At 61.9% G+C, this 19,376-nt stretch carries 18 protein-coding genes and 1 pseudogene; 5 read left to right on the plus strand and 14 right to left on the minus strand.

Annotated elements, in window-relative coordinates:
- Positions 1–5: 5 nt before the first annotated feature.
- From fdh3B to AC1RM7_RS15495, 9 genes are all read right to left on the minus strand, one after another.
- Positions 6–602 carry a formate dehydrogenase FDH3 subunit beta gene (gene fdh3B, locus AC1RM7_RS15455; RefSeq protein ID WP_006019899.1) on the minus strand — a complete coding sequence of 199 codons (597 nt, stop codon included), beginning with the start codon at positions 600–602 and terminating at the stop codon, positions 6–8.
- Positions 603–616: 14 nt separating this feature from the next.
- Entirely contained in the window at positions 617–3,583 is a 2,967-nt protein-coding gene (locus tag AC1RM7_RS15460; RefSeq protein WP_024920990.1) for a formate dehydrogenase subunit alpha, read from the minus strand.
- Between the two features lie 13 nt (positions 3,584–3,596).
- Positions 3,597–3,827 (minus strand): hypothetical protein, encoded by a 231-nt coding sequence (locus AC1RM7_RS15465; protein ID WP_006019897.1) that lies wholly within the window; start codon positions 3,825–3,827, stop codon positions 3,597–3,599.
- A 41-nt stretch (positions 3,828–3,868) separates the two neighbouring features.
- Positions 3,869–4,657, minus strand: coding sequence for a Cro/CI family transcriptional regulator (locus tag AC1RM7_RS15470; protein ID WP_024920991.1), 789 nt, complete (start codon positions 4,655–4,657; stop codon positions 3,869–3,871).
- 112 nt (positions 4,658–4,769) lie between these two features.
- On the minus strand, positions 4,770–5,471 hold the full coding sequence (locus tag AC1RM7_RS15475; RefSeq protein WP_024920992.1) for a DUF3306 domain-containing protein: 702 nt from the start codon (positions 5,469–5,471) through the stop codon (positions 4,770–4,772).
- Entirely contained in the window at positions 5,468–5,977 is a 510-nt protein-coding gene (locus AC1RM7_RS15480; RefSeq protein WP_006019894.1) for a DUF3305 domain-containing protein, read from the minus strand. The genes AC1RM7_RS15475 and AC1RM7_RS15480 overlap by 4 nt, the downstream gene beginning before the upstream one ends.
- Before the next feature lie 25 nt (positions 5,978–6,002).
- Positions 6,003–7,022, minus strand: a complete 1,020-nt coding sequence (locus tag AC1RM7_RS15485; RefSeq protein ID WP_024920993.1) for a DUF6352 family protein — start codon at positions 7,020–7,022, stop codon at positions 6,003–6,005.
- Positions 7,019–7,576 carry a DUF6505 family protein gene (locus tag AC1RM7_RS15490; protein WP_024920994.1) on the minus strand — a complete coding sequence of 186 codons (558 nt, stop codon included), beginning with the start codon at positions 7,574–7,576 and terminating at the stop codon, positions 7,019–7,021. Before AC1RM7_RS15490 ends, AC1RM7_RS15485 begins: the two co-directional genes overlap by 4 nt.
- Positions 7,577–7,583: 7 nt before the next feature.
- The gene (locus AC1RM7_RS15495; RefSeq protein ID WP_492839279.1) at positions 7,584–8,339 is read right to left on the minus strand and encodes a biotin/lipoate--protein ligase family protein; all 756 of its coding nucleotides are present in this window, start codon (positions 8,337–8,339) and stop codon (positions 7,584–7,586) included.
- Between the two features lie 146 nt (positions 8,340–8,485).
- On the opposite strand from AC1RM7_RS15495, the gene AC1RM7_RS15500 reads away from it, so the two are divergent.
- From AC1RM7_RS15500 to mobA, 4 genes and pseudogenes are all read left to right on the plus strand, one after another.
- Positions 8,486–10,525 (plus strand): 4Fe-4S binding protein, encoded by a 2,040-nt coding sequence (locus AC1RM7_RS15500; protein WP_024927739.1) that lies wholly within the window; start codon positions 8,486–8,488, stop codon positions 10,523–10,525.
- Positions 10,503–11,417, plus strand: a pseudogene (locus AC1RM7_RS15505) (Mrp/NBP35 family ATP-binding protein); the annotation flags it as partial. The gene AC1RM7_RS15500 and the pseudogene AC1RM7_RS15505, both read left to right, overlap by 23 nt.
- Before the next feature lie 3 nt (positions 11,418–11,420).
- Positions 11,421–12,335, plus strand: a complete 915-nt coding sequence (locus AC1RM7_RS15510) for a formate dehydrogenase accessory sulfurtransferase FdhD (protein WP_024920997.1) — start codon at positions 11,421–11,423, stop codon at positions 12,333–12,335.
- Positions 12,328–12,957 carry a molybdenum cofactor guanylyltransferase MobA gene (gene mobA, locus AC1RM7_RS15515; protein WP_024920998.1) on the plus strand — a complete coding sequence of 210 codons (630 nt, stop codon included), beginning with the start codon at positions 12,328–12,330 and terminating at the stop codon, positions 12,955–12,957. The genes AC1RM7_RS15510 and mobA overlap by 8 nt, the downstream gene beginning before the upstream one ends.
- 10 nt (positions 12,958–12,967) lie before the next feature.
- Here mobA and AC1RM7_RS15520 read toward each other — a convergent pair whose 3' ends face one another.
- The 5 genes from AC1RM7_RS15520 to AC1RM7_RS15540 form a co-directional block, all read right to left on the minus strand.
- Positions 12,968–14,917 carry a molybdopterin biosynthesis protein gene (locus AC1RM7_RS15520; RefSeq protein WP_024920999.1) on the minus strand — a complete coding sequence of 650 codons (1,950 nt, stop codon included), beginning with the start codon at positions 14,915–14,917 and terminating at the stop codon, positions 12,968–12,970.
- Positions 14,918–14,927: 10 nt separating this feature from the next.
- Positions 14,928–16,058, minus strand: a complete 1,131-nt coding sequence (locus AC1RM7_RS15525; protein ID WP_024921000.1) for a molybdopterin-binding protein — start codon at positions 16,056–16,058, stop codon at positions 14,928–14,930.
- 64 nt (positions 16,059–16,122) lie between these two features.
- Positions 16,123–16,953, minus strand: a complete 831-nt coding sequence (locus AC1RM7_RS15530) for an ABC transporter substrate-binding protein (RefSeq protein ID WP_024921001.1) — start codon at positions 16,951–16,953, stop codon at positions 16,123–16,125.
- Positions 16,954–16,971: 18 nt separating this feature from the next.
- The gene (locus AC1RM7_RS15535; protein ID WP_024921002.1) at positions 16,972–17,694 is read right to left on the minus strand and encodes an energy-coupling factor ABC transporter ATP-binding protein; all 723 of its coding nucleotides are present in this window, start codon (positions 17,692–17,694) and stop codon (positions 16,972–16,974) included.
- A 2-nt stretch (positions 17,695–17,696) separates the two neighbouring features.
- A complete protein-coding gene (locus AC1RM7_RS15540) occupies positions 17,697–18,389 on the minus strand; it encodes an ABC transporter permease (protein ID WP_006019882.1) in 693 nt (230 codons plus the stop codon).
- A gap of 87 nt (positions 18,390–18,476) precedes the next feature.
- On the opposite strand from AC1RM7_RS15540, the gene AC1RM7_RS15545 reads away from it, so the two are divergent.
- Complete coding sequence (locus AC1RM7_RS15545) at positions 18,477–19,364, plus strand: substrate-binding domain-containing protein (protein ID WP_024921003.1); 888 nt, start codon at positions 18,477–18,479, stop codon at positions 19,362–19,364.
- Positions 19,365–19,376 lie beyond the last annotated feature (12 nt).

Raw genomic sequence — 19,376 nt, forward strand, 5'->3', positions numbered from 1 at the left:
GCGCCCTAACCTGTCGGCGAGTCGCTATAAGCTGTCTTCCAGCCCCACATGCCCGAACCGTAGCCGCGCTTCATCACGCGCTCCTTGTAGATCTCGGCAATGATGGCGCCATCGCCGGCCAGCAAAGATTTGGTCGAGCACATCTCGGCGCAGATCGGCAGCTTGCCCTGAGCAAGACGGTTGGCGCCGTACTTGGCGTATTCGGCCGGCGAGTTATCGGCTTCCGGACCTCCCGCACAGTAGGTGCACTTGTCCATCTTGCCGCGCGAGCCGAAGTTTCCGACCTTTGGATACTGAGGCGCGCCGAACGGGCACGCGTAGAAGCAATATCCGCAGCCGATGCAGAGATCCTTCGAGTGGAGCACTACGCCGTCCGCCGTGGTGTAGAAGCACGACACCGGGCAGACCGCGGCGCAAGGTGCGTCGGTGCAATGCATGCAGGCCATGGACACCGAGCGCTCACCGGGTTTGCCGTCATTGATGGTGACGACGCGCCGGCGATTGATGCCCCAAGGCACTTCATGCTCGTTCTTGCAGGCGGTTACGCAGGCGTTGCACTCAATGCAGCGGTCGGCATCACAAAGAAATTTGACGCGAGCCATCGTTTATTCTCCTCTCACGCCGTTTGAATCTGGCACAGGGTCACCTTGCCCTCGTGCATACCTGTGACCGGGTCGTAGCCGTAGGATGTGATCGTATTCACGCTCTCGCCGAGCACGATCGGATCCGCACCCTTCGGATATTTCGAGCGCTGATCGACGCCCTGGAACCAGCCGGAGAAGTGGAAGGGCATGAACGCCACGCCCTTGCCGACGCGATCTGTGACGAGCGCCTTCATGCGCGCCTTCGATCCGTTTTCCGGTCCGGTAACCCAGACCCAACCGCCGTCCTTGATGCCGCGCTCGGCCGCGTCGGACGTGTTCACTTCGACGAACATGTCCTGCTGCAATTCGGCGAGCCAGCGGTTCGACCGCGTTTCTTCGCCGCCGCCTTCGTATTCCACGAGGCGTCCGGAGGTGAGGATGATCGGGAATTGCTTGGCAAGTCCCTTATCCACTGCCGCTTTCTGAATCGAGAAGCCGAGGTTGGCCATGCGGAACTGACGTCCGTCAGGCCGCGTCGGATACTTCGCCACCAGCTCAGGCCGCGCCGTGTAGATCGGTTCGCGGTGAACCGGCACCGGGTCCGGCAGATTCCACGCCACCGCGCGGGCCTTGCCGTTGCCATAAGCCATCACGCCATGCTCCAGCGTGACGCGGATGATGCCGCCGGACAGATCGACCGCCCAGCCCACACCGTCCGGATTGTTGCCGCCGATCTTGTTGATGGTGGCGAGTTCGGCCTCTGTGAGATCCTTGTCCCAGCCGAGCTTCTTCAGCACGCCATAGGTGAATTCGGGATAACCATCGGTCAACTCCGAGCCCAGGCTATAGGAGCCTTCGGCCAGAAGATTGACGTTCTTCACCGAACCATCGGGTTGCTTCTCTTCGTACACCACACCGAAGCGCGCACGGAATGTGCCGCCACCATCCTTCACATGAAGGTTCGTGTTGTAGAGAGTATGCGTTCCCGGGTGCTTGATCTGGGGCGTGCCCCAGCACGGCCACGGCAGGCCGTAATAGTCGCCGCCGACCTCGGGCTCGTCTTTCTTGGCGCGCAGCGTGACCAGGTCGAATTTGCCCTGGTTCTTCATGTGCGCTTTCAGCCGTTCCGGCGACTGGCCGGAATAACCGGTCGAGAAGCCGCCACGATTGATTTCGCGCAGAATGTCTTCCGGAACCGGGCGGTTGTTCTCCACCTTGATGTTCTTGAACATCAGATCGGCGAAGCCAAGCTTCTTCGAAAGCCGATAGATAATCTCGTAGTCATCCTTCGACTCGAAGATCGGCTTGACGATCTGCTCACCCCACTGCAGCGAACGGTTGGACGCTGTGCGTGAGCCCGATGTCTCGAACTGCGTACAGGCCGGCAGCAGGTATGTGCCGTTCTTGCGTTCCGAGATCGCGGAGAACGTCGTCGGGTGCGGATCGGCGACCACGAGCAATTCGAGCGCTTCAAGGCCTTTTACCATTTCGGTCATGCGCGGGATGGTGTTGCCACCATGTCCCATGATGACCACGCCCTTCACGGTATCCCGCTGATCGACGTCATCCGGTTTGGCAAGCGTCGCATCGAACCATCGGGTCCACGGGATGCCCGGCAATTCCATATTCTGCTTGCGTGTGCGGGCCGGACGGCCGGCCTTTGCCGGCACTTCGTCGAAACGCGCCTGCAAGTAATCGTAATCGACGTCCCAGACGCGGGCCCAATGCTTCCATGCGCCTTCGACGAGACCGTAATAGAGTGGCAACGACGTGATATCGAGGCCGATATCGGTCGCGCCCTGCACGTTGCAGTGGCCGCGGAAGATGTTTGCGCCGGTCCCGTAAGAGCCGACGTTTCCGGTCGCGAGCAAAAGATTGCAATAAGCGCGGACGTTGGCGGTGCCTACGGTGTGCTGCGTGCCGCCCATGCACCAGATGAACGTAGACGGCTTCTGTTTGGCGAATGTCTCGGCGACCTTCTTCAATTGCTCGCCGGGAATACCGCTGACGCGCTCGACCTCTTCCGGCGTCCATTTGGCGACTTCGGCACGGATCTGATCCATGCCGTAAACGCGCTGGGCGATGAACTGCTTGTCTTCCCAGCCGTTGTTGAAGATATGGTGCAGCATGCCCCAGATCACCGCGATGTCGGTGCCGGAGCGGAAGCGCACGTACTCGGTCGCATGTGCAGCCGTGCGCGTGAAGCGCGGATCGAGCACGAAGACGTTGGCGCGGTTGATTTCCTTGCCCGTCAGAATGTGCTGAAGCGAAACCGGATGCGCTTCGGCGGCATTCGATCCCATGAAGACGATCGTCTTCGAGTTGCGGATATCGTTGTAGGAGTTCGTCATCGCGCCGTAGCCCCAGGTGTTTGCAACACCCGCGACCGTGGTCGAGTGACAGATGCGCGCCTGGTGGTCGATCGAATTGGTGCCCCAGAACGCCGCGAACTTGCGGAACAGATAACCGCCTTCGTTGGAGAACTTCGCCGAACCAAGCAGATAGACCGAGTCGGCGCCGGACTTGGTGCGTATCTCAAGCATCTTGTCGCCGATCTCGTTGATGGCCTGATCCCATTCGATCTTCTGCCACTCGCCGTTGACCAGCTTCATCGGATACTTCAGGCGGCGGTCGCCGTGCACCAGCTCGCGCACCGACGCACCTTTTGCGCAGTGCGATCCGCGATTGATCGGACTATCCCAACCCGGCTCCTGACCGACCCAAACGCCGTTCTGCACTTCCGCGATGACCGTGCATCCGACCGAACAATGCGTACAGATGTTCTTTTTGACCTCCGTCGGCGCACCGACGATTTTCGGTCCGGCCTGCGCCTTGCGCACCGATCCGAGTGGCATCAATCCGATAGCTGCGCCAGCGCCCGCAACGAGGCCTGAGCGGCGCAGGAAGGTTCGGCGATCGAGAACACCGGATGCGAGGCCCGCGGCAATGCCCTGCAAGCGTGCACGGCCGGCGATTCCTTCTTTTCTCTTGATCAGCATGTGCGTGCTTCCATCAATAACGGTTGACGCGATAGTAGTTTTTGACGTCTGGCGAATCGGCTTTGTAACGAGCCTTGACGCGCTCGGCCTGCGACTCGTCCGCCTCCGCCTCGGTTGCCAGCGGCACAGCAGTAGCGGCCGCAGCGACGACGGATCCGCCCATCATGAAGAAGCGGCGACGATCTAGGCCCTTCGCATCCTGCGGCGCCTCTGGAGATGCCTTGCTCTTGGACGGTTTGCTCATCGCGGTCTCCTTCCAGTCAATTTTCCAGTTCAGCTCTCACGTCACTCGGACAGTGTGAAAGCCTCTGATTCCAGTTCCATGAAGATGCGGCCGACGCGCCCGACAGCGCGATAGAACTTGACCGATTGCGAAATCTCAAGATCGGCGAACATCCGCGCGGCCCATGGCTTCAGATGCCGCTCGAAGAACCGCGCCTGCGATGCGAAGTCCGTATCGAAGTCGCCGCGCGCAAGACCAGCCATCACCTCGAGCAGAATTGCGATGTGATCTTCCGGCTCACGCGCTGGTCCAGCGCGCTCAATTCCCAGGACGTCGAAATCTTCACGGACGCGCGCGAGCGGCCGCTCGTGCAGGAAGCCCGTCAGATAATAAGAGGCGTAGGGAAGCAGTTCCCCTCGCCCCAGTCCGATGAACAGATCGAAAAATTCCTTGGCGACCACACGCTCGTCGAACTGCGCCGCCGCTGCGGCGAGTTCGATATGCGCCATGCCGAGATCGGACGCGTCGCCTTTGAGCATCGCGACCTTGGACAATGTGTCTGCGGTCGGCGCTTTGCCCAGCAGCAGCGACAGCAAGCCGTACTCCGCGGCGCGAAGTTGATCGATTTCGTCGATGTCTGATTTCGCTGGCATATGCTCCCCGGCTGATCCGTAGAGGTCGGGGCGGAGAACGAAACGGGGAACCTGTGTCAGAGACTCAACGGCGAGGACTCTCTCAGCCGGAATACGCGACCATGCCGAAACCGAAGGCTGTGCAATTCCAATGGCCCTCGCCAGGGAGGCGACGCCGCCTGCTGCCTTGATGGCCTGCTCTAGTCCCGAATCCCGCATGGTACGAACCGAGTTCCCCCCACCGCGCCTTCAAATCAGGCATCTGGTTAACTGGAATTATTCTAGTTCCAATTAGTAACATAGGTTCGTCCTATGCCTCAAAAACTTTTGTCTAAATCCTTGGTTTTGCAGAACCATGCCGCCGCACCTGATGTTGCGACGCATTAGAACTGGTTTCGTCGACAGCTTGCGCAATCTCAATCCGGTCCTGCTCAGTTTGCTTGAAATCAGCGGCAACAGGCGTTGTGGTCGAGGACGGGGCAGACACTCTCACCTGTTGGAGTGGTAGATCAGCTTCTGAATTTTGCAGCGCAATACCCGAATCATCGCTCGCGGCGGCGGGTGCGTCACTATGAGGCAGGGTATCCGAGGATTGCTGAGCGCTGGATGATTCCCCGCCCATGATCTGCAAAACCATTTTCGCAATATCAGTGCCGGCCGCGATCTCGCTGTTTCCAGGCACACCGCCCGGCGTGTTCCAGTCATACGCATAGTCCAGCGCCGGATTGACATAATTGCGGATCGCGGGATCCAGCGCCCAGGATTTTCGCAAGGCTGCGTTTCGCAAACTTTCGGGCACACCCTTGCGCAGGAAGCCGGTTATATCGGTGGTTTCCGTAATCTCTTCCAGCTTCGGCAAGCTTGAGAGATCAAACTCCTCGGCATCGCCTTCAACAACTGGCGCGGGTGCAGCATCGCCCTCTTTGGCCGATCCTTCAGCCGTGCCATCAGTCTCTGGCTGCTTCGCATCCTGTTTGCGTTGCGACCAGCGTGAAAGGAAACTCTTCTCGGTATCCTTCTCGTTCTTACTCATGCGCCGCCTTTCCGCTCCCCGGATGGATCGCCGCCGCGCCTGCGATTAACATTTGCCTGATCACGTTTACGCTTGTGGAACACCTGCTCGACGTGAAACTCATCGACGAAAGCCGCGATCCACGCCGCGATATCCGGTGGCATCGGTACGGTGCCGATCACGTCGGTGCCACTTTCGAACATCGCCTCACCTTCAGTCGGATCGGCGGTGACCTTGGTCAATTCGAGTTCCGGTCCGCCGTCCTGACGCCGCAGCGCGACCCATATCTGCGGCGACCCATCGACAAGATTGTCTCGGTAATTGGCCGTCTCTGCGCTGAACAGATCGATAAATGCAGCCCCAGCGTAGTATAGCGTCGCATCGGCCTCCTGCGACAACACCGTCCAGGGCGCGGTCGCGGGCACAGTCTCGAGAATGGAGACGGGCGACCACATATGGTCGATCCATGGATTGTCGATCGCGCGGCGACGCAAGACCACGCCGACTTCACGGGACGCTTCGGTCATATCTGAACCTCCCGTTACCGGTGAATCACGCAACATTCGCCGCTGGCGCAAGCGGCAATCCCGCAACGAGGTTCTGCGGCTTCAGGCGCACCACCTTGTCCGCGCCCATCGCCAGAATGAGATAAACCGGCTTGTTGCCGACGCGTTCATCCACGAACCGCGAATCCTCAAATGTCATACGCATCAGCGCCACGATCCGCTCGGCGGCATCTGCGCCGGGCGTATCTCCATTCCATAGCGCGTTACCGATCCGGGTTCCCTCGCTGTCGAGCCCGACGAACCAGCGCCAGTCGCGATCTTCGATCGAGGCGACAGGCTCCACCTTCACAGCGACACCCAGAAGATGGGCGATCCAGCGTTCGATGACCCGGCAGAGCGCATCGCGCGCTTTCGGATTGCCGCCAAGATTCATGACCATCGCATGCGCGTCGGATCGCGACCAATAGGTCCACGCATTTTCGTCATCCATGACGTCCATCTCGCCGAAGGCCTGCGGCTGGAGCATGGCGGTCAACGGAGAGGTATAAAGATCATGCTGTGCATGATGCTGCGCCTCGACGACTTCGGCATCAGCAAGCAGCAGTGCGCCATTGTGAACCGTTGCTTTCTGGCTCCGATAGAACAATTCGGCCGCGCGCAGCACATACGGATCGTCGCAGCCTTCAAGTGCGTTACGCAGGATCAGGTGACACAGTTGCGAGAGAAAGATCGGCGGCAGATCGCCGGCCCCCTTACGCGCGAGTGCCACATACACGGCCTCAAGCGATGGCGCCGCCATCAGCCGATCGCGAAACGCCGTCATGAACGTCCAGTTTTCGCGCGCGTCAGCGTCGGCGAGTGCGGCAATATCGGCTTTCGATACTGGGCGGAGCGGGTCTGCGAGCAGACTCGCGTGCAGATCACGTTCAGCGTCGCAGGCATCGTCGGGCGGCATTAGTTCCGGCCGCGCCAGATACGCCATGATCAATTCCGGCGTCGCAATCAGCCCGCCATGATCGGCCCGGCGCGTAAGATGATGGCCTGAAGCAACCCAGAATTCTCTCATGTCCGGTCCGTCTTTGTGAGTCCAAGAAGATCGACTTCCTCGGCGGGTTCGTCGCCTTCGACCTCATGAAAGGTAAAGGCGCGTGCATGGCTGTGCAATCGATCCCCGCCCGGTTCGGTCGCGCGTGGCTTCAACGTCCGAAAGCGCTCGCGGATTTCTCCATTCTCAACGCTCCGGGCGACCGCCAGCAACGTTTGTGGCTCGTGGTCACACAGCGAAGCCGCAAACGCGACTTCTTCTTCAGCGGCAGAGCGCGCGGCCTCGATGTTCGGTGCGCCGAACTTCGCCATCAATTGCTCCGCAAGCCGATCGATCACGCCTTCCCGCACGGCCTCGGATGCCTCGGTCACGACCGCAAGCGTCGACCAGCCCAGACTCTCGATTCCGAGAAAACCGGACCGCAGAGCAACCCGTTGTTTCTGTCCGAGGGTCGCGGGATCGCTGTCCCAGAATACGAACGCACCGGATACTGCCCATTCGCCGGGCTCGGCGGCACGCTCGAACACGAATGTGTCCGAGGGATCGAGCCTGATGGTGCGCGGCAATTTCAGCATGTCCGCCTCACCCAAGTTTCGGGGCGCGGTATTCGGGATCATACCATGCGACCCTGGCCAGCCCATCGAGCAGGCTGTCGCGCTCTGGCGGATTTTTCGCGGAGGTACTGAGAAGCAGATCGCCATTGACGTCGATTCCGCGCCTCTGGCCGGCCGCGTGCGGCGTAAGCCGCTCCAGATAATCGCGCGCAATCGGCTCAAAGCCCCGCTCGTTCCACCGGTCGAACGCCGCCATGAAATGGCGAGCGAAACTGCCGACGATCGCCTCGGTCTCGACCATTTCGAACCCTTCGTTGAGCAGGGCAACGCCGCCTGCCGCAACGGTTTCCTCGACATGCGCCATGTCGGCGGCGCGCAGAATGACGCCGAACACAAGCCACTCCGGAATTTCATCCTCGCGGCAGTCCTTCGGCCAGCCAAGCCGCCCGCCACCCAGCACACCGCCATCGAACAGGATGGTGTCCGGCCATGTGAACTGCACCTCCCGCTCCGGCGGGCAATGCACCGCGATGGCGTCCCCGATCGCATTCATCCCGGCAAAGAAGGCACGGCGCGCCGACGTCAGCGGCTGGTCCGGCTCGAGCACGACGGCGAACTCGACCAGGTCGTAGCGCCGGACCCAGACCAATGTTCCCGCGCCAGCTTCGGCTGCAATAGTGCAGCCGTGCGCAAACGCGTCGCCATACTCGCGAAGCGATACGAGCGTGTACCCCGGAGGCAGATCGAGCGGCTGTTCCGCTTGTGCGTGACGCGAAACCATCATCGTAGAAAATTTCCCTAAGCTCTTTGTATTTGGGCAGTCTATGCTATTCCGGTCAAGCGGCCGGGCGCTTGCGCGAGCCGTTACCACGGCACCATATGGTTGAAATAGCCACTCTGAGCAGACGCCAAGGGTCAAGGTTGCAGATCATGAACAGCGCAAAGTCCCGCCTTCTGGTTTGCAGTTGCGAAAAGAGCATGCCGCTCGATGCGCAGGCAATCGGGCGCGGGTGCGCGGCGCACATGACACAGGCCAACCAGCTCTGCGGTCTGGACCTCGCCCAGTTCAAGGCGGCGCTCGCGGAAGGCCAAGCGATCACGGTCGCGTGTACGCAGGAAGCGCCGCTGTTCAAGGAAGTCGCTGAGGAATTTCCCGACATTCCCCTTACCTTCGTGAACATCCGCGAAACCGGCGGATGGTCGAAGGATGCCGCGGCGGCTGGGCCGAAAGCCGCGGCGCTGATCGCCGCTGCTTCTGAAGAAATGCCGCCGATTTCGCTGGTCACACTGGAAAGCGGTGGTGTCGCGCTGATCTATGGCCATGATGACGTTGCCATCGACGCGGCCAGGCGTCTTGCTGACCGGCTCGACATCACCGTCATTCTCACCAAACCCGGCGATATCACGCCCCGTGCGGTCAATGAGTTTCCGGTGCTGAAAGGCACGATCCGCAATGCGCGCGGATATCTCGGAAATTTTGAGCTCGCCATCGACGATTACGCTTTGCCGGCACCTTCCTCGCGAAGCAGGCTCGTGTTCGGCGCTGCGCGCGATGGCGCAACGTCGGCCTGCGATCTGATTCTCGATCTCAGCGGCGGCCTGCCGCTGTTTCCGGCGCACGAACTGCGGCCCGGCTATCTGCGCGCAGATCCGCGCGACCGCGCCGCCGTCGAGCGCGCGATTGCGGAAGCCGGCAACCTTGTCGGCACGTTCGACAAACCGCGCTTCATACACTTCGAAGAATCACTCTGCGCGCATTCTCGGTCGAACATCACAGGCTGCACGCGCTGCCTCGATCTGTGCCCAACCGGCGCGATCACACCGAACGGGAATGCCGTCGCGATCGATCCCAACATATGCGCCGGCTGCGGGTCATGCGCATCGGCCTGCCCGACCGGAGCGGCATCCTATTCCCTGCCAAGCGCCGATGCGCTGATGCGCCGCTTGCGCACATTGCTGCAAACCTATCGCAAGGCGGGCGGCGAACAGGCGGTCGTGCTCTTTCATGACGGCGACCACGGCGAACCGCTGATCGACGCGTTGGCGCGATTTGGCGACGGCTTGCCGGCCAATGTGCTCCCGGTTCGCGTCAACGAAGTCACGCAACTCGGACCGGAATCCCTCGCAGCGGTCTTCGCCTATGGCGGCACAGGCGCCGCGCTGCTGATGCGCGCACAGCCAAGGCACGAAACGGCCGGACTGCGGCGCGCCGCCGATATGTCAGGGACGATCGCCGCTGCGCTCGGCTTCGGCGACGGCCTTGTCCGCATTCTGGAAACCGACGATCCCGATCAGTTGCGCGCGATGCTCGACGCGATGCCGCGTGGCGTTGCTTCATCGAATCCCGCGAGCCTCATTCCGCGCGGCGCCAAGCGCGGCGTGCTGGAAACCATGTTCCGGGAACTGCATCTCGCGGCCCCTGCTCCGGTCGATGTCGTTCCGCTCGCGGCTGGCGCGCCATTCGGCACCGTTCAGTTGAATGTCGAAGGCTGCACGCTCTGCCATGCCTGCGTCACCGCCTGCCCGACCAACGCGCTTTCCGACAATCCCGACCGGGCGATGTTACGTTTTACCGAAAGCCTCTGCGTTCAGTGCGGGCTGTGCGAAGCGACCTGCCCCGAGGATGTGATCACGCTGGAGCCGCGGCTCGATTTCCAGGCCTGGAATGCACCACTGCGTGTGCTGAAGGAAGAAGAACCCTTCCATTGCATCGCCTGCGGCACGCCGTTCGGCACCAGGAGCTCGATCGAGCGCGTGCTGTCGAAGTTGCAGGAAAAGCACTGGATGTTCGAAGGCGCCAACGCGCGGCGGCTCGACGTCATCAAGATGTGCGCGGACTGCCGGGTCGAGGCTGTCGTCAATGAAAGTTTCGATCCCCACGCCGCACCGCACCGACCGCCCGTGATGTCCACCGAGGATTATCTGCGCGCGCGGGAAAGCAAGAAGAACGATCCTTTCGGATCGCAATGAACCGGGCGCACCGCGAGCGCGATCGGTCGGGAGATCGAATTTGTCAGTTACCCATGCCACCCCCAACCCACCCGCGACATCGAAGGCCGCGGGCATTCCCGGCGTGAAGCACGTCGTTGCCGTGGCCTCCGGCAAGGGCGGCGTCGGCAAATCGACGACCTCGTGCAACCTCGCACTCGGATTCGCGGCGCTCGGACTGAAAGTCGGTATTCTCGACGCCGATATCTATGGCCCGTCGCAACAGAAGCTGTTCGGCCTGCGCGGCAAACCGCGTCTGCTCGGTCCGCGCATGCTGGAGCCGCTGGAGCGCTTCGGGGTTAAAGTCATGTCGATCGGATTTCTGGTCGAGGAAGACAACGCCATGGTCTGGCGCGGGCCGATGGTGATTTCGGCCATCACGCAGATGCTGCGCGAGGTCGCGTGGAACGATCTCGACATTCTCGTCGTCGATCTTCCGCCGGGTACCGGCGACGTACAACTCACGATGGCTCAACAGACACCGCTGGCGGGTGCGGTTATCGTTTCAACGCCGCAAGATATCGCTTTGATCGATGCACGCCGCGGCATCGAGATGTTCAAGAAGGTCAACATCCCGATATTGGGCCTGATCGAGAACATGGCGAGCTTCTGCTGTCCGGCCTGCAACCATGTCACGCCGATCTTCGGCCACGGCGGAGCGCGGCTTGACGCGGAAAAGCGCGGCATCCCCTTTCTCGGCGAAATCCCGCTGGACATGGCGATACGCCAGACATCAGATGAAGGCCGTCCGGTCGTTGCCACCGACCCGGAAGGCGTTCATGCGAAGCACTATATCGGCATCGCACGCCAGCTCTGGACGTCCATCACCACCGGCGCCGCGGTCAGACCCGCGCCGCGTATCGTGATCGAGTAAGCCATGACGGAAACAGTTCAAGCCAGGTCGGCAAATGCGAGAAAGGACCAGCCGGTCCCGCGCGTGATGCCGGACCCGAAGAACCCGCGCCTCACCGAGCGCGTCATGGGGATCGACCAGACCGGCGCGCCTGTCGAGATCGGCGTCCCGGTCGAGCGGCCGCTGACCCTCTACCTCAATTCGCAGGAGATCGTCACCATGATGACGATCAACGACTATCCTGAATATCTCGCGCTCGGCTATCTCCTCAACCAGAACATGCTGAAGCCCGACGATGTCGTAACCGAGGTGGTCTACGACGACGATCTCCAGGTCGTGGTCGTCTACACCGAACGCGGGACCAACTTTGAAGAGAAGCTGAAGAAGAAAACGCTCACCTCCGGCTGCGCACAGGGCACCGCCTTCGGCGATCTGATGGAAGCCATCGAGGGCGCGGTCCTGCCCAAGGCGGAATTGCGCACATCGTGGCTCTATCAGATGACCCATGCGGTCAACACCGCGCCCTCGCTCTATCTCGAAGCCGGCGCCATCCACGGCTGTGTGCTGTGCAAGGAAGGCGAACCGATCTGCTACATGGAAGATGTCGGACGGCATAACGCGGTCGACAAGATCGCGGGCTGGGCCTGGCGGCATAAGGTCGATGCTGCCGACAAGATCATGTACACGACCGGGCGCCTTACCTCCGAGATGGTGATCAAGACCGTGCGAATGGGCATTCCCATTCTGGTGTCGCGCTCCGGGTTCACGGCGTGGGGCGTCGAACTGGCGCGGCAGGTGGGGCTGACACTGATCGGCCGGACCAAGGGCAAGCGGTTCATCGCGCTGTCCGGACAGGAGCGGATCGTCTTCGACCAAAGCCTGGAATTTGTCGCCGAGGAATCCGCGCGGCACCGGCGCAAGGGCAGCGACGATGACTGAGGACCGGCCATCGACAGTCGGTGTTCTTCTCGCAGGCGGGCTGGCGCGGCGCATGGGCGGCGGCGACAAGCCGATGAAAACCATCGGCGGCCGCACCATCCTCGAGCGTGTGATCACGCGGCTCGCACCGCAATGCGATGGACTCATTCTCAACGCCAATGGCGACCCTGCCCGCTTCGCGGCGTTCGGGCTTCCTGTCGTCGCAGACACCGTTGAAGGATTTGCAGGTCCGCTCGCCGGCGTCCTGACGGCGCTCGACTGGGCGGCCGAACACAGGCCGGATGTCGAATGGGTGCTCAGCGCAGCTACAGACTGTCCGTTCCTGCCGCGCGATCTGGTTGCGCGATTGCAGCGTGCGCGGATCGCGGAAGACGCCCAACTTGCGGTCGCAGCTTCCGGCGATCAGACCCATCCGGTGATCGGACTTTGGAACGTCGCCCTGCGCGGCGACCTGCGGCACGCGCTGGTGGTGGAAGACATGCGCAAGATCGATCGCTGGACCGCCCGCTACAAGCTGGCGACAGTGACCTGGCCGGACAAGCCGATCGATCCGTTCTTCAACGCCAACACCGTCGAGGACGTCGCAGAGGCCGAGCAACTCGCGGCGCTCGACGGCGCTTGACCCGGACCTACTATGCCGGACGGAATCCCGCCCGCTCCAGCGCTGCACGCGTTTCCGGCGATGTGAGCGAGTCCAGAAAAGCCCGTACGGCGGGCCGCGGCTTTCGCGCAGTCACAAGCGCAAAGTCGTAGTGCTCCTCGGCAAACGGAATAAAGCCCAGCCCGGCGGCGCGCGCGACCGGCGCAATGGTCATGCCCCAGTCGGCACGCTTCTGCGCCAACGCCGCCGCGACGGCATTGTGCGAGCGCGGCTGGTTCCAGTAGCCATCCGGTTTCACACCATCGAGCAACCGATCGATCAGAATGCGCGTGCCCGCGCCCTGATTGCGGTTGACCATCAAACACGACGGGTCTTTCAGGGCCGCACGCACAGCATCCTCCGCACTGAGATCTTCGAAGCGTTCGTCTCCTGCACGGAACACAATGCCTTGCATGCGCCGGTAGCCCGGCACGAGTTCAAGACCGGGGACAAGAAACGGCGTGTTGTATGTGTCGGTTTTCTCATCAAAGAGATGGATCGGGGCGAGATCGCATTCGCCGCGCCTCGCCGCGGCCAATCCGCCGAGGCTTCCCACCGAGATCGAACGGACAGATAGTCCGGCGCGCGCCAGCGGGGCTGTGACGACATCAAGCCCGGTGCAATGGCTGCCGACAATCACCAGATCAGGCACACGGACATGCGGTGTGAACAGCATCACCTCGGTGTCGGTTCCTGCCGGCATCTGATCCGCGAGCGCATCGATCTTCAGAAATCCGTCGGCCTGCGCGAACGACGTGATCGCGCCGGAGCCCTTGCCTGACGGATAGGCAATCAATCCCTCGTCCCCCTCGACGAGCGACACCATGACGAATTCGGTGCGGCCGAGTTCCGATGCAATACGCACCGGCACTTTCGCCGTCACACGCGCATCGTTCCGCGGCGGCAATCCCGCGAGGCGGCGCAACACCGGCACGATCATGTCGTGAAATGTGAACATCGCCGACGTCGGAAATCCCGGCAGGATCACGACCGGCTTGCCATCGCACACTGCGAGGCACAGCGGCTTTCCCGGCTTCAGCGCAACGCCATGCGCGACGATGCCCGGTTTGCCGAGCCGCGCGACAATGCGATGGGACACGTCGCCTTCGCCTTTCGAGGTCCCACCGGACAGGAGCAGCATGTCGCTGGTTGCCAGCGCCTCGCGCATCACAGCTTCGAGCCTGTCCTCCTCGTCCGGGAACGCGCCGAGAAAGACAGCGTCGCCGCCATTTTCCGAAACCGCAGCCGCAACGATCGCGCCGTTGGTGTCGTAGATCGCAGCCGGACGCAGCGGGAGGCCAGGTTGAACGAGTTCGTCGCCGGTTGAAATGATCGCAACGCGCGGTTTCTTCGTTACCAAAACACGCGCGATACCCGATGCGGCGAGCATGCCGATCTCGCGCGAGCCCACCAGCGTGCCCGCGCGCAGCAAAATCTCGCCGCGCGCGATATCGGAGCCGGCATAGGACACGAACTGCCCCGGCGAGACAGCACGCCGGATCTCGATCGCGTCATTGCGCAGCGGCTGCGTATGCTCGATCATCACCACGGCATCTGCGCCGCGCGGAATGGGACCGCCTGTGGCAATCGGCGTTGCGGAGCCTTGCACCACTGGCAATTCCGGCGCAGTGCCGCAGGCAATTATCTCATTGTTCAACCGCAGGTGAACTGGCGACGCCTCGCCCGCAGCCTCCAGATCGGCGGAACGAACGGCAAACCCGTCAACGTTGGAACGGTCGAACGGCGGCACGTCCATCGCTGCCACCACATCGCTCGCCAAGGCCAGACCGAGCGCATCCGAAAGCGCGCGTTCCTCGACCGCAAGATCGCGCGGAAACAGCGCAGCCTCGAATCGCGCGAGCGCCTCCTCACGCGACAGGATCGTGAGAAACTGATCCTGATCCGCGCCATCGCGGCTTGAAGCTGGACCTGACTTGTTCATTTCACTTAACTCATGACACTTCGCGAAGGGAAAGCGCGCCGACCGGCGTTCCGGCGGCATGACCCTCGCTGTTCCCTGCCACGGCAAGCCAGGCGTCGGCATTGATAATGGCATCGAGCGAAAGCTGTCCTGCCGCAAGCGGCATCCAGGCCTGATCCGACATTTTCAGCAGCACGATTTCGGCAACACCGATAGCGGAAGAAATCTTGCGCGCAAGGGGGCGGACCATTTTCTGTCGCGGCAGTCGTGCGGTCAGCATGTCCAGCACCGGTTGAACCAGCGCAAGGCAAGCGCCCAGTGCCTGATCGGGCAAGCCCGGCAGCGCGACCACCGGCGTTGCGCCGATTTTACCGACGGCCGCCGTGCGTCCCGGCTGGAATGCCAGTCCATACGCCAACAGCGTGCCGCATTCCTTGATGGCGTGGATTGTCGCATCCGTCCGGCCGCCACCTGTGCCGCCGACGGTTAACAGCAGATCGCAAGTCTCGACGCCAACCGCGGCGACTATCGACGCGGCGTCGCGTCCGTTGGTTTTCGAGATCGTCACGCGAGCGCCTGCGGCTTTCGCGAAATCGAAAATAAATTGTGACGACGCTGTGCTGCTGTCCGCCGCCTGCACATCGATAATGCGAACTTGCGGAGATCGAACCGCCACGTGCGCAAGTCCAGCCACGCGGGCTGCGAGCACATCGAGTGAGCCGACAATCCGGCCCGCTTCAGCAATCGATCGTCCCGGCGCAAGATCATCTCCGGCGCGGCGGACCCCCTGACCGGGTACGGATTCGGCCACAACCTGACACAACGGCCCGGCCTGCTCCACGAGAGCGGCATCCAGCACGCAATCGCAATTGTCCGGGAGACGTTCCCCCGCCTCGACCCAATGCGGCGAGTTAACGAGCTGAAGCGGCGAATAGGACGATGCCCCGACGATGTCGCTCGCGCGCAGCGCCCATCCATCTGTGAGTGCCGTGTTGAACGCCGGCAACGCCGCTTTTAACGGAGACGTCTCGGCTGCGACACGGCCGATCGCCTCCTCTAGCGGCACTTCAATGGCATCGACGGGCTTCAGGTCGCTACACAGCAACCTGAGCGCAACATCGAGTGGCGTGAGCGCCGCCGTCAAACGCTGTGTCTGAATCATGCCTGATGGTGGACCATCTGGCAGCGGCTTAGCAACCGCCGGATGGTCCTGCTCAGACAAGCCCTCAAGAGGCCTTCTTTTCAGCGCTCGGGAAGAACAACTGCTTGCCGTTGACCTGATAGGCGGCGATCGCCGCTTGTCCCTCTGGCGAGATCAGCCAGTCGATGAAACTCTGGCCGAGATCCTTTTTTACCGTGGGGTGTTTTTCAGGGTTCACAAGGATGACGCCGTACTGGTTGAACAGCCGCCTGTCGCCTTCGACCACAATCGCGAGATCGCCGGGGTTCTTGAACGACAGCCAGGTGCCACGATCGGAAACGACGTAGGCATTCATCGCACCCGCGGTGTTGAGCGCGGCGCCCATGCCTTGCCCGATCTCGCGGTACCACGGACCCTTGGCGGTTTCGAGATCGACTCCGGACTGCTTCCACAAGGCAAGCTCAGCCGAATGGGTGCCGGACTTGTCGCCGCGCGAAACGAACGGAGCGGCCTTTTCCTGAATGGTTTTCAACGCAACGACAATGTCCTTGCCCTTGACGCCTGCAGGATCGGTTTTCGGGCCGATCAGGACAAAGTCATTATACATGACATCGAAGCGCTTCACGCCCTGCCCTTCGCTGACGAATTTTTCTTCCTGCGCTTTGGCATGCACGAAGACAACGTCGGCGTCGCCACGCCGCGCCGTATCCAGCGCCTGCCCGGTGCCCTGCGCAATCACCTTCACGTCGATGCCGGTCTTGGCTTTGAACAAAGGCAGAATGTAACCGAACAGACCGGAATCCTGCGTCGATGTCGTCGAGGCGACGACGATGGACTTGTCTTGGGCGGAGACTGGCGTCGCAAGCGCGGCGGCAAGCAGCGAGACGACGAGAGCATAAGCATACCGATGTGTCATAACCTGTCCTTTTAGTGTTCAAACGACGAGATCGCCGCGTACGAAAGCCGCAGCCTCCGGTGTCGACGGGTTTTTAAGAAAGTCTTCAGCAGGCGTTTGTTCGCGAACGGCGCCGCGCACCATGAAAACGACATCGCCGGCAAGCCGCCGCACCTGGCCCAGATCGTGCGATGCCATGACGATCTTGATTCCGGATTGCGCGGCAGCGCGGACAATCTCCTCGACGCTGCGGGTTGCCGCCGGATCGAGGCTGGCGGTCGGCTCGTCGAGCAGAAGCAATTCGGGATCTCGCGCCAGCGCCCGGGCAAGAGCCAGCCGCTGCTGTTCACCGCCGGACAAACGGCGGGCGGGACGCATGGCGAGTTCAGCGAGACCGACGCGTTCGAGCAGTTCCGCCGTGCGCGCGGCAACTTTCTCGCTCGGGAAGTCCGCGTGTGTCAGCCCATACGCAATGTTGGCGGCCGCAGTCCGGCGCAACATCACCGGGCGCTGGAACACGAACGCACGCCGTGTCGGCTTGACGTCAGCGCGGCCGCCCCAGGTGATCGCGCCTTCGGTTTGCACCGAAAGCCCCATGCAGAGCCGCAACAAAGTACTCTTGCCTGCTCCGTTCGGCCCCACCACCACGGTCGGCGCGCCGGATGCGAGCGTCAGACTCAGGCGATCGATGATGGTCGTCGCGCCTGCGCGAACGGAGACGCGATCGAAAACCACGGGCAGATCGGTGACCGGCGCGCCCATGCTCACCCTGCCTGCCGTTCGGACCAGATCCGCGCGCCCCACGCAGCGGCGTTGATCGCAAAAACCAGAGCGACCAGAATCAAACCGAGCCCCAATGCGAGCGGCAGGTTTCCTTTCGACGTCTCCAGTGCGATCGCCGTGGTCATTGTCCGGGTGAAGCCGTCGATGTTGCCGCCGACGATCATGACGGCGCCCACTTCTGCCGCGGCCCGGCCGAAGCCGGCGAGCAATGCGGTCAGCAGACTGAAGCGCGCGTCCCACAACAGCGTCGTCATGCGGCCAAGCGGACCGACGTCCATCGCCGACAGTTCGTCACGATATTCTGTCCAAAGATCTTCAATGGTCTGGCGTGCAAGTGCGGCGATGATCGGCACGATCAGGATTGCCTGCGCAATCACCATGGCGGACGGCGTGAACAGAATGCCGAGCTCGCCGAGCGGTCCGGAGCGCGAAAGAAGCAGATAGACCACAAGACCCACGACCACCGGCGGCAAGCCCATGAAGGCATTGAGAAGGACCACGATGGCATTGCGCCCCGGAAAGTGCGTGAGCGCGAGGACGGCTCCGAGGGGCAAACCAATGCAGGCCGCGAGCACGACGGCCGAAAGGCTGACAGCGAGCGACAGTTTGACGATGGCAAACAACGCTGCATCGCCGCTCACGATCAATTGCCAGGCGTTCAGCCCATCCAGCATTCCGTTTCCTCCTTATGCGTTGTCCTGCATATTTTTCGATGGTGTCAATGAATTGAAAATATGCAGGAATATTCATATAAACGCAGAATGGAAATGCTGACGACCAGTGAGGCAGCCGATTACCTCCGCCTTGGCGAGCGCAAGCTCTACGAGCTGGTCGCCGAGGGTGCGATCCCCTGCACCAAGGTCACGGGGAAGTGGCTTTTCCCGCGCGATGAACTCGACCGCTGGATGCTGTCGGGCCTGATGCGGCCGGCCGGAATGGCCACATCCCAGCCGCCTTTGATCATGGGCGGAAGCCAGGACGCGTTGCTGGAATGGTGCCTGCGCGAATCCGGCTCCGGTCTCGCCACTCTTGTTGAAGGGACCGAAAGCGGCGTCGGACGCGTCCTGCGGGGCGAAGCCATCGCCGCGGCAATTCATTTTCACAGCGACAATGAGGATTCAGGCGAAGATCCCAACGTCGCAGCAGTGCGCGCCATGGCCGGCCTGCACGATGCGGTGCTGATCGGTTTCGTGCGGCGTGAGCAGGGCCTTCTGCTCCAGCCGGGAAATCCGAAAAACCTCTCAGGGCTCGCGGATGTCCTCACGCGCGGTGCAACCATGGCCGTGCGGCAGCCCGGTGCGGGTGCTCAAATGCTGCTGGAAGTTCGTCTGAAAAAGCATGGCGCGAAGCCGAAAGACCTCCGCCGGCTCGAGCCCCCCTGCTTGACCGGACCCGATCTCGCAACAGCGATCCGCGCGGGCGAAGCCGATTGCGGCATTGCGACGCGGGCTGCCGCCAAAGCAGCAGGTCTCGATTTCGTGCCGTTGCTCTGGGAAAATTTCGATCTGGTGATGCGGCAGCGCTCTTACTTCAAGCCGGCGCTGCAAGCCTTGGTCGGCTTTTTTTCAAGAAAGCCGCTCCGACAACGAGCAACCGATCTCACCGGCTATGACGTTTCGCCCGCCGGGACCGTCCGCTTTTTTGCGTGACGAGTTGAACCG

The organism is Afipia sp. GW822-FHT03D08, assembly GCF_058801645.1.

Excerpts from the sequence above, each read along its gene's own strand:
- fdh3B (WP_006019899.1), bottom strand. The coding sequence starts at position 602 with ATGGCTCGCGTCAAATTTCTTTGTGATGCCGACCGCTGCATTGAGTGC.
- AC1RM7_RS15460 (WP_024920990.1), bottom strand. The coding sequence starts at position 3,583 with ATGCTGATCAAGAGAAAAGAAGGAATCGCCGGCCGTGCACGCTTGCAG.
- AC1RM7_RS15465 (WP_006019897.1), bottom strand. The coding sequence starts at position 3,827 with ATGAGCAAACCGTCCAAGAGCAAGGCATCTCCAGAGGCGCCGCAGGAT.
- AC1RM7_RS15470 (WP_024920991.1), bottom strand. The coding sequence starts at position 4,657 with ATGCGGGATTCGGGACTAGAGCAGGCCATCAAGGCAGCAGGCGGCGTC.
- AC1RM7_RS15475 (WP_024920992.1), bottom strand. The coding sequence starts at position 5,471 with ATGAGTAAGAACGAGAAGGATACCGAGAAGAGTTTCCTTTCACGCTGG.
- AC1RM7_RS15480 (WP_006019894.1), bottom strand. The coding sequence starts at position 5,977 with ATGACCGAAGCGTCCCGTGAAGTCGGCGTGGTCTTGCGTCGCCGCGCG.
- AC1RM7_RS15485 (WP_024920993.1), bottom strand. The coding sequence starts at position 7,022 with ATGAGAGAATTCTGGGTTGCTTCAGGCCATCATCTTACGCGCCGGGCC.
- AC1RM7_RS15490 (WP_024920994.1), bottom strand. The coding sequence starts at position 7,576 with ATGCTGAAATTGCCGCGCACCATCAGGCTCGATCCCTCGGACACATTC.
- AC1RM7_RS15495 (WP_492839279.1), bottom strand. The coding sequence starts at position 8,339 with ATGATGGTTTCGCGTCACGCACAAGCGGAACAGCCGCTCGATCTGCCT.
- AC1RM7_RS15500 (WP_024927739.1), top strand. The coding sequence starts at position 8,486 with ATGAACAGCGCAAAGTCCCGCCTTCTGGTTTGCAGTTGCGAAAAGAGC.
- AC1RM7_RS15510 (WP_024920997.1), top strand. The coding sequence starts at position 11,421 with ATGACGGAAACAGTTCAAGCCAGGTCGGCAAATGCGAGAAAGGACCAG.
- mobA (WP_024920998.1), top strand. The coding sequence starts at position 12,328 with ATGACTGAGGACCGGCCATCGACAGTCGGTGTTCTTCTCGCAGGCGGG.
- AC1RM7_RS15520 (WP_024920999.1), bottom strand. The coding sequence starts at position 14,917 with ATGAACAAGTCAGGTCCAGCTTCAAGCCGCGATGGCGCGGATCAGGAT.
- AC1RM7_RS15525 (WP_024921000.1), bottom strand. The coding sequence starts at position 16,058 with ATGATTCAGACACAGCGTTTGACGGCGGCGCTCACGCCACTCGATGTT.
- AC1RM7_RS15530 (WP_024921001.1), bottom strand. The coding sequence starts at position 16,953 with ATGACACATCGGTATGCTTATGCTCTCGTCGTCTCGCTGCTTGCCGCC.
- AC1RM7_RS15535 (WP_024921002.1), bottom strand. The coding sequence starts at position 17,694 with ATGGGCGCGCCGGTCACCGATCTGCCCGTGGTTTTCGATCGCGTCTCC.
- AC1RM7_RS15540 (WP_006019882.1), bottom strand. The coding sequence starts at position 18,389 with ATGCTGGATGGGCTGAACGCCTGGCAATTGATCGTGAGCGGCGATGCA.
- AC1RM7_RS15545 (WP_024921003.1), top strand. The coding sequence starts at position 18,477 with ATGGAAATGCTGACGACCAGTGAGGCAGCCGATTACCTCCGCCTTGGC.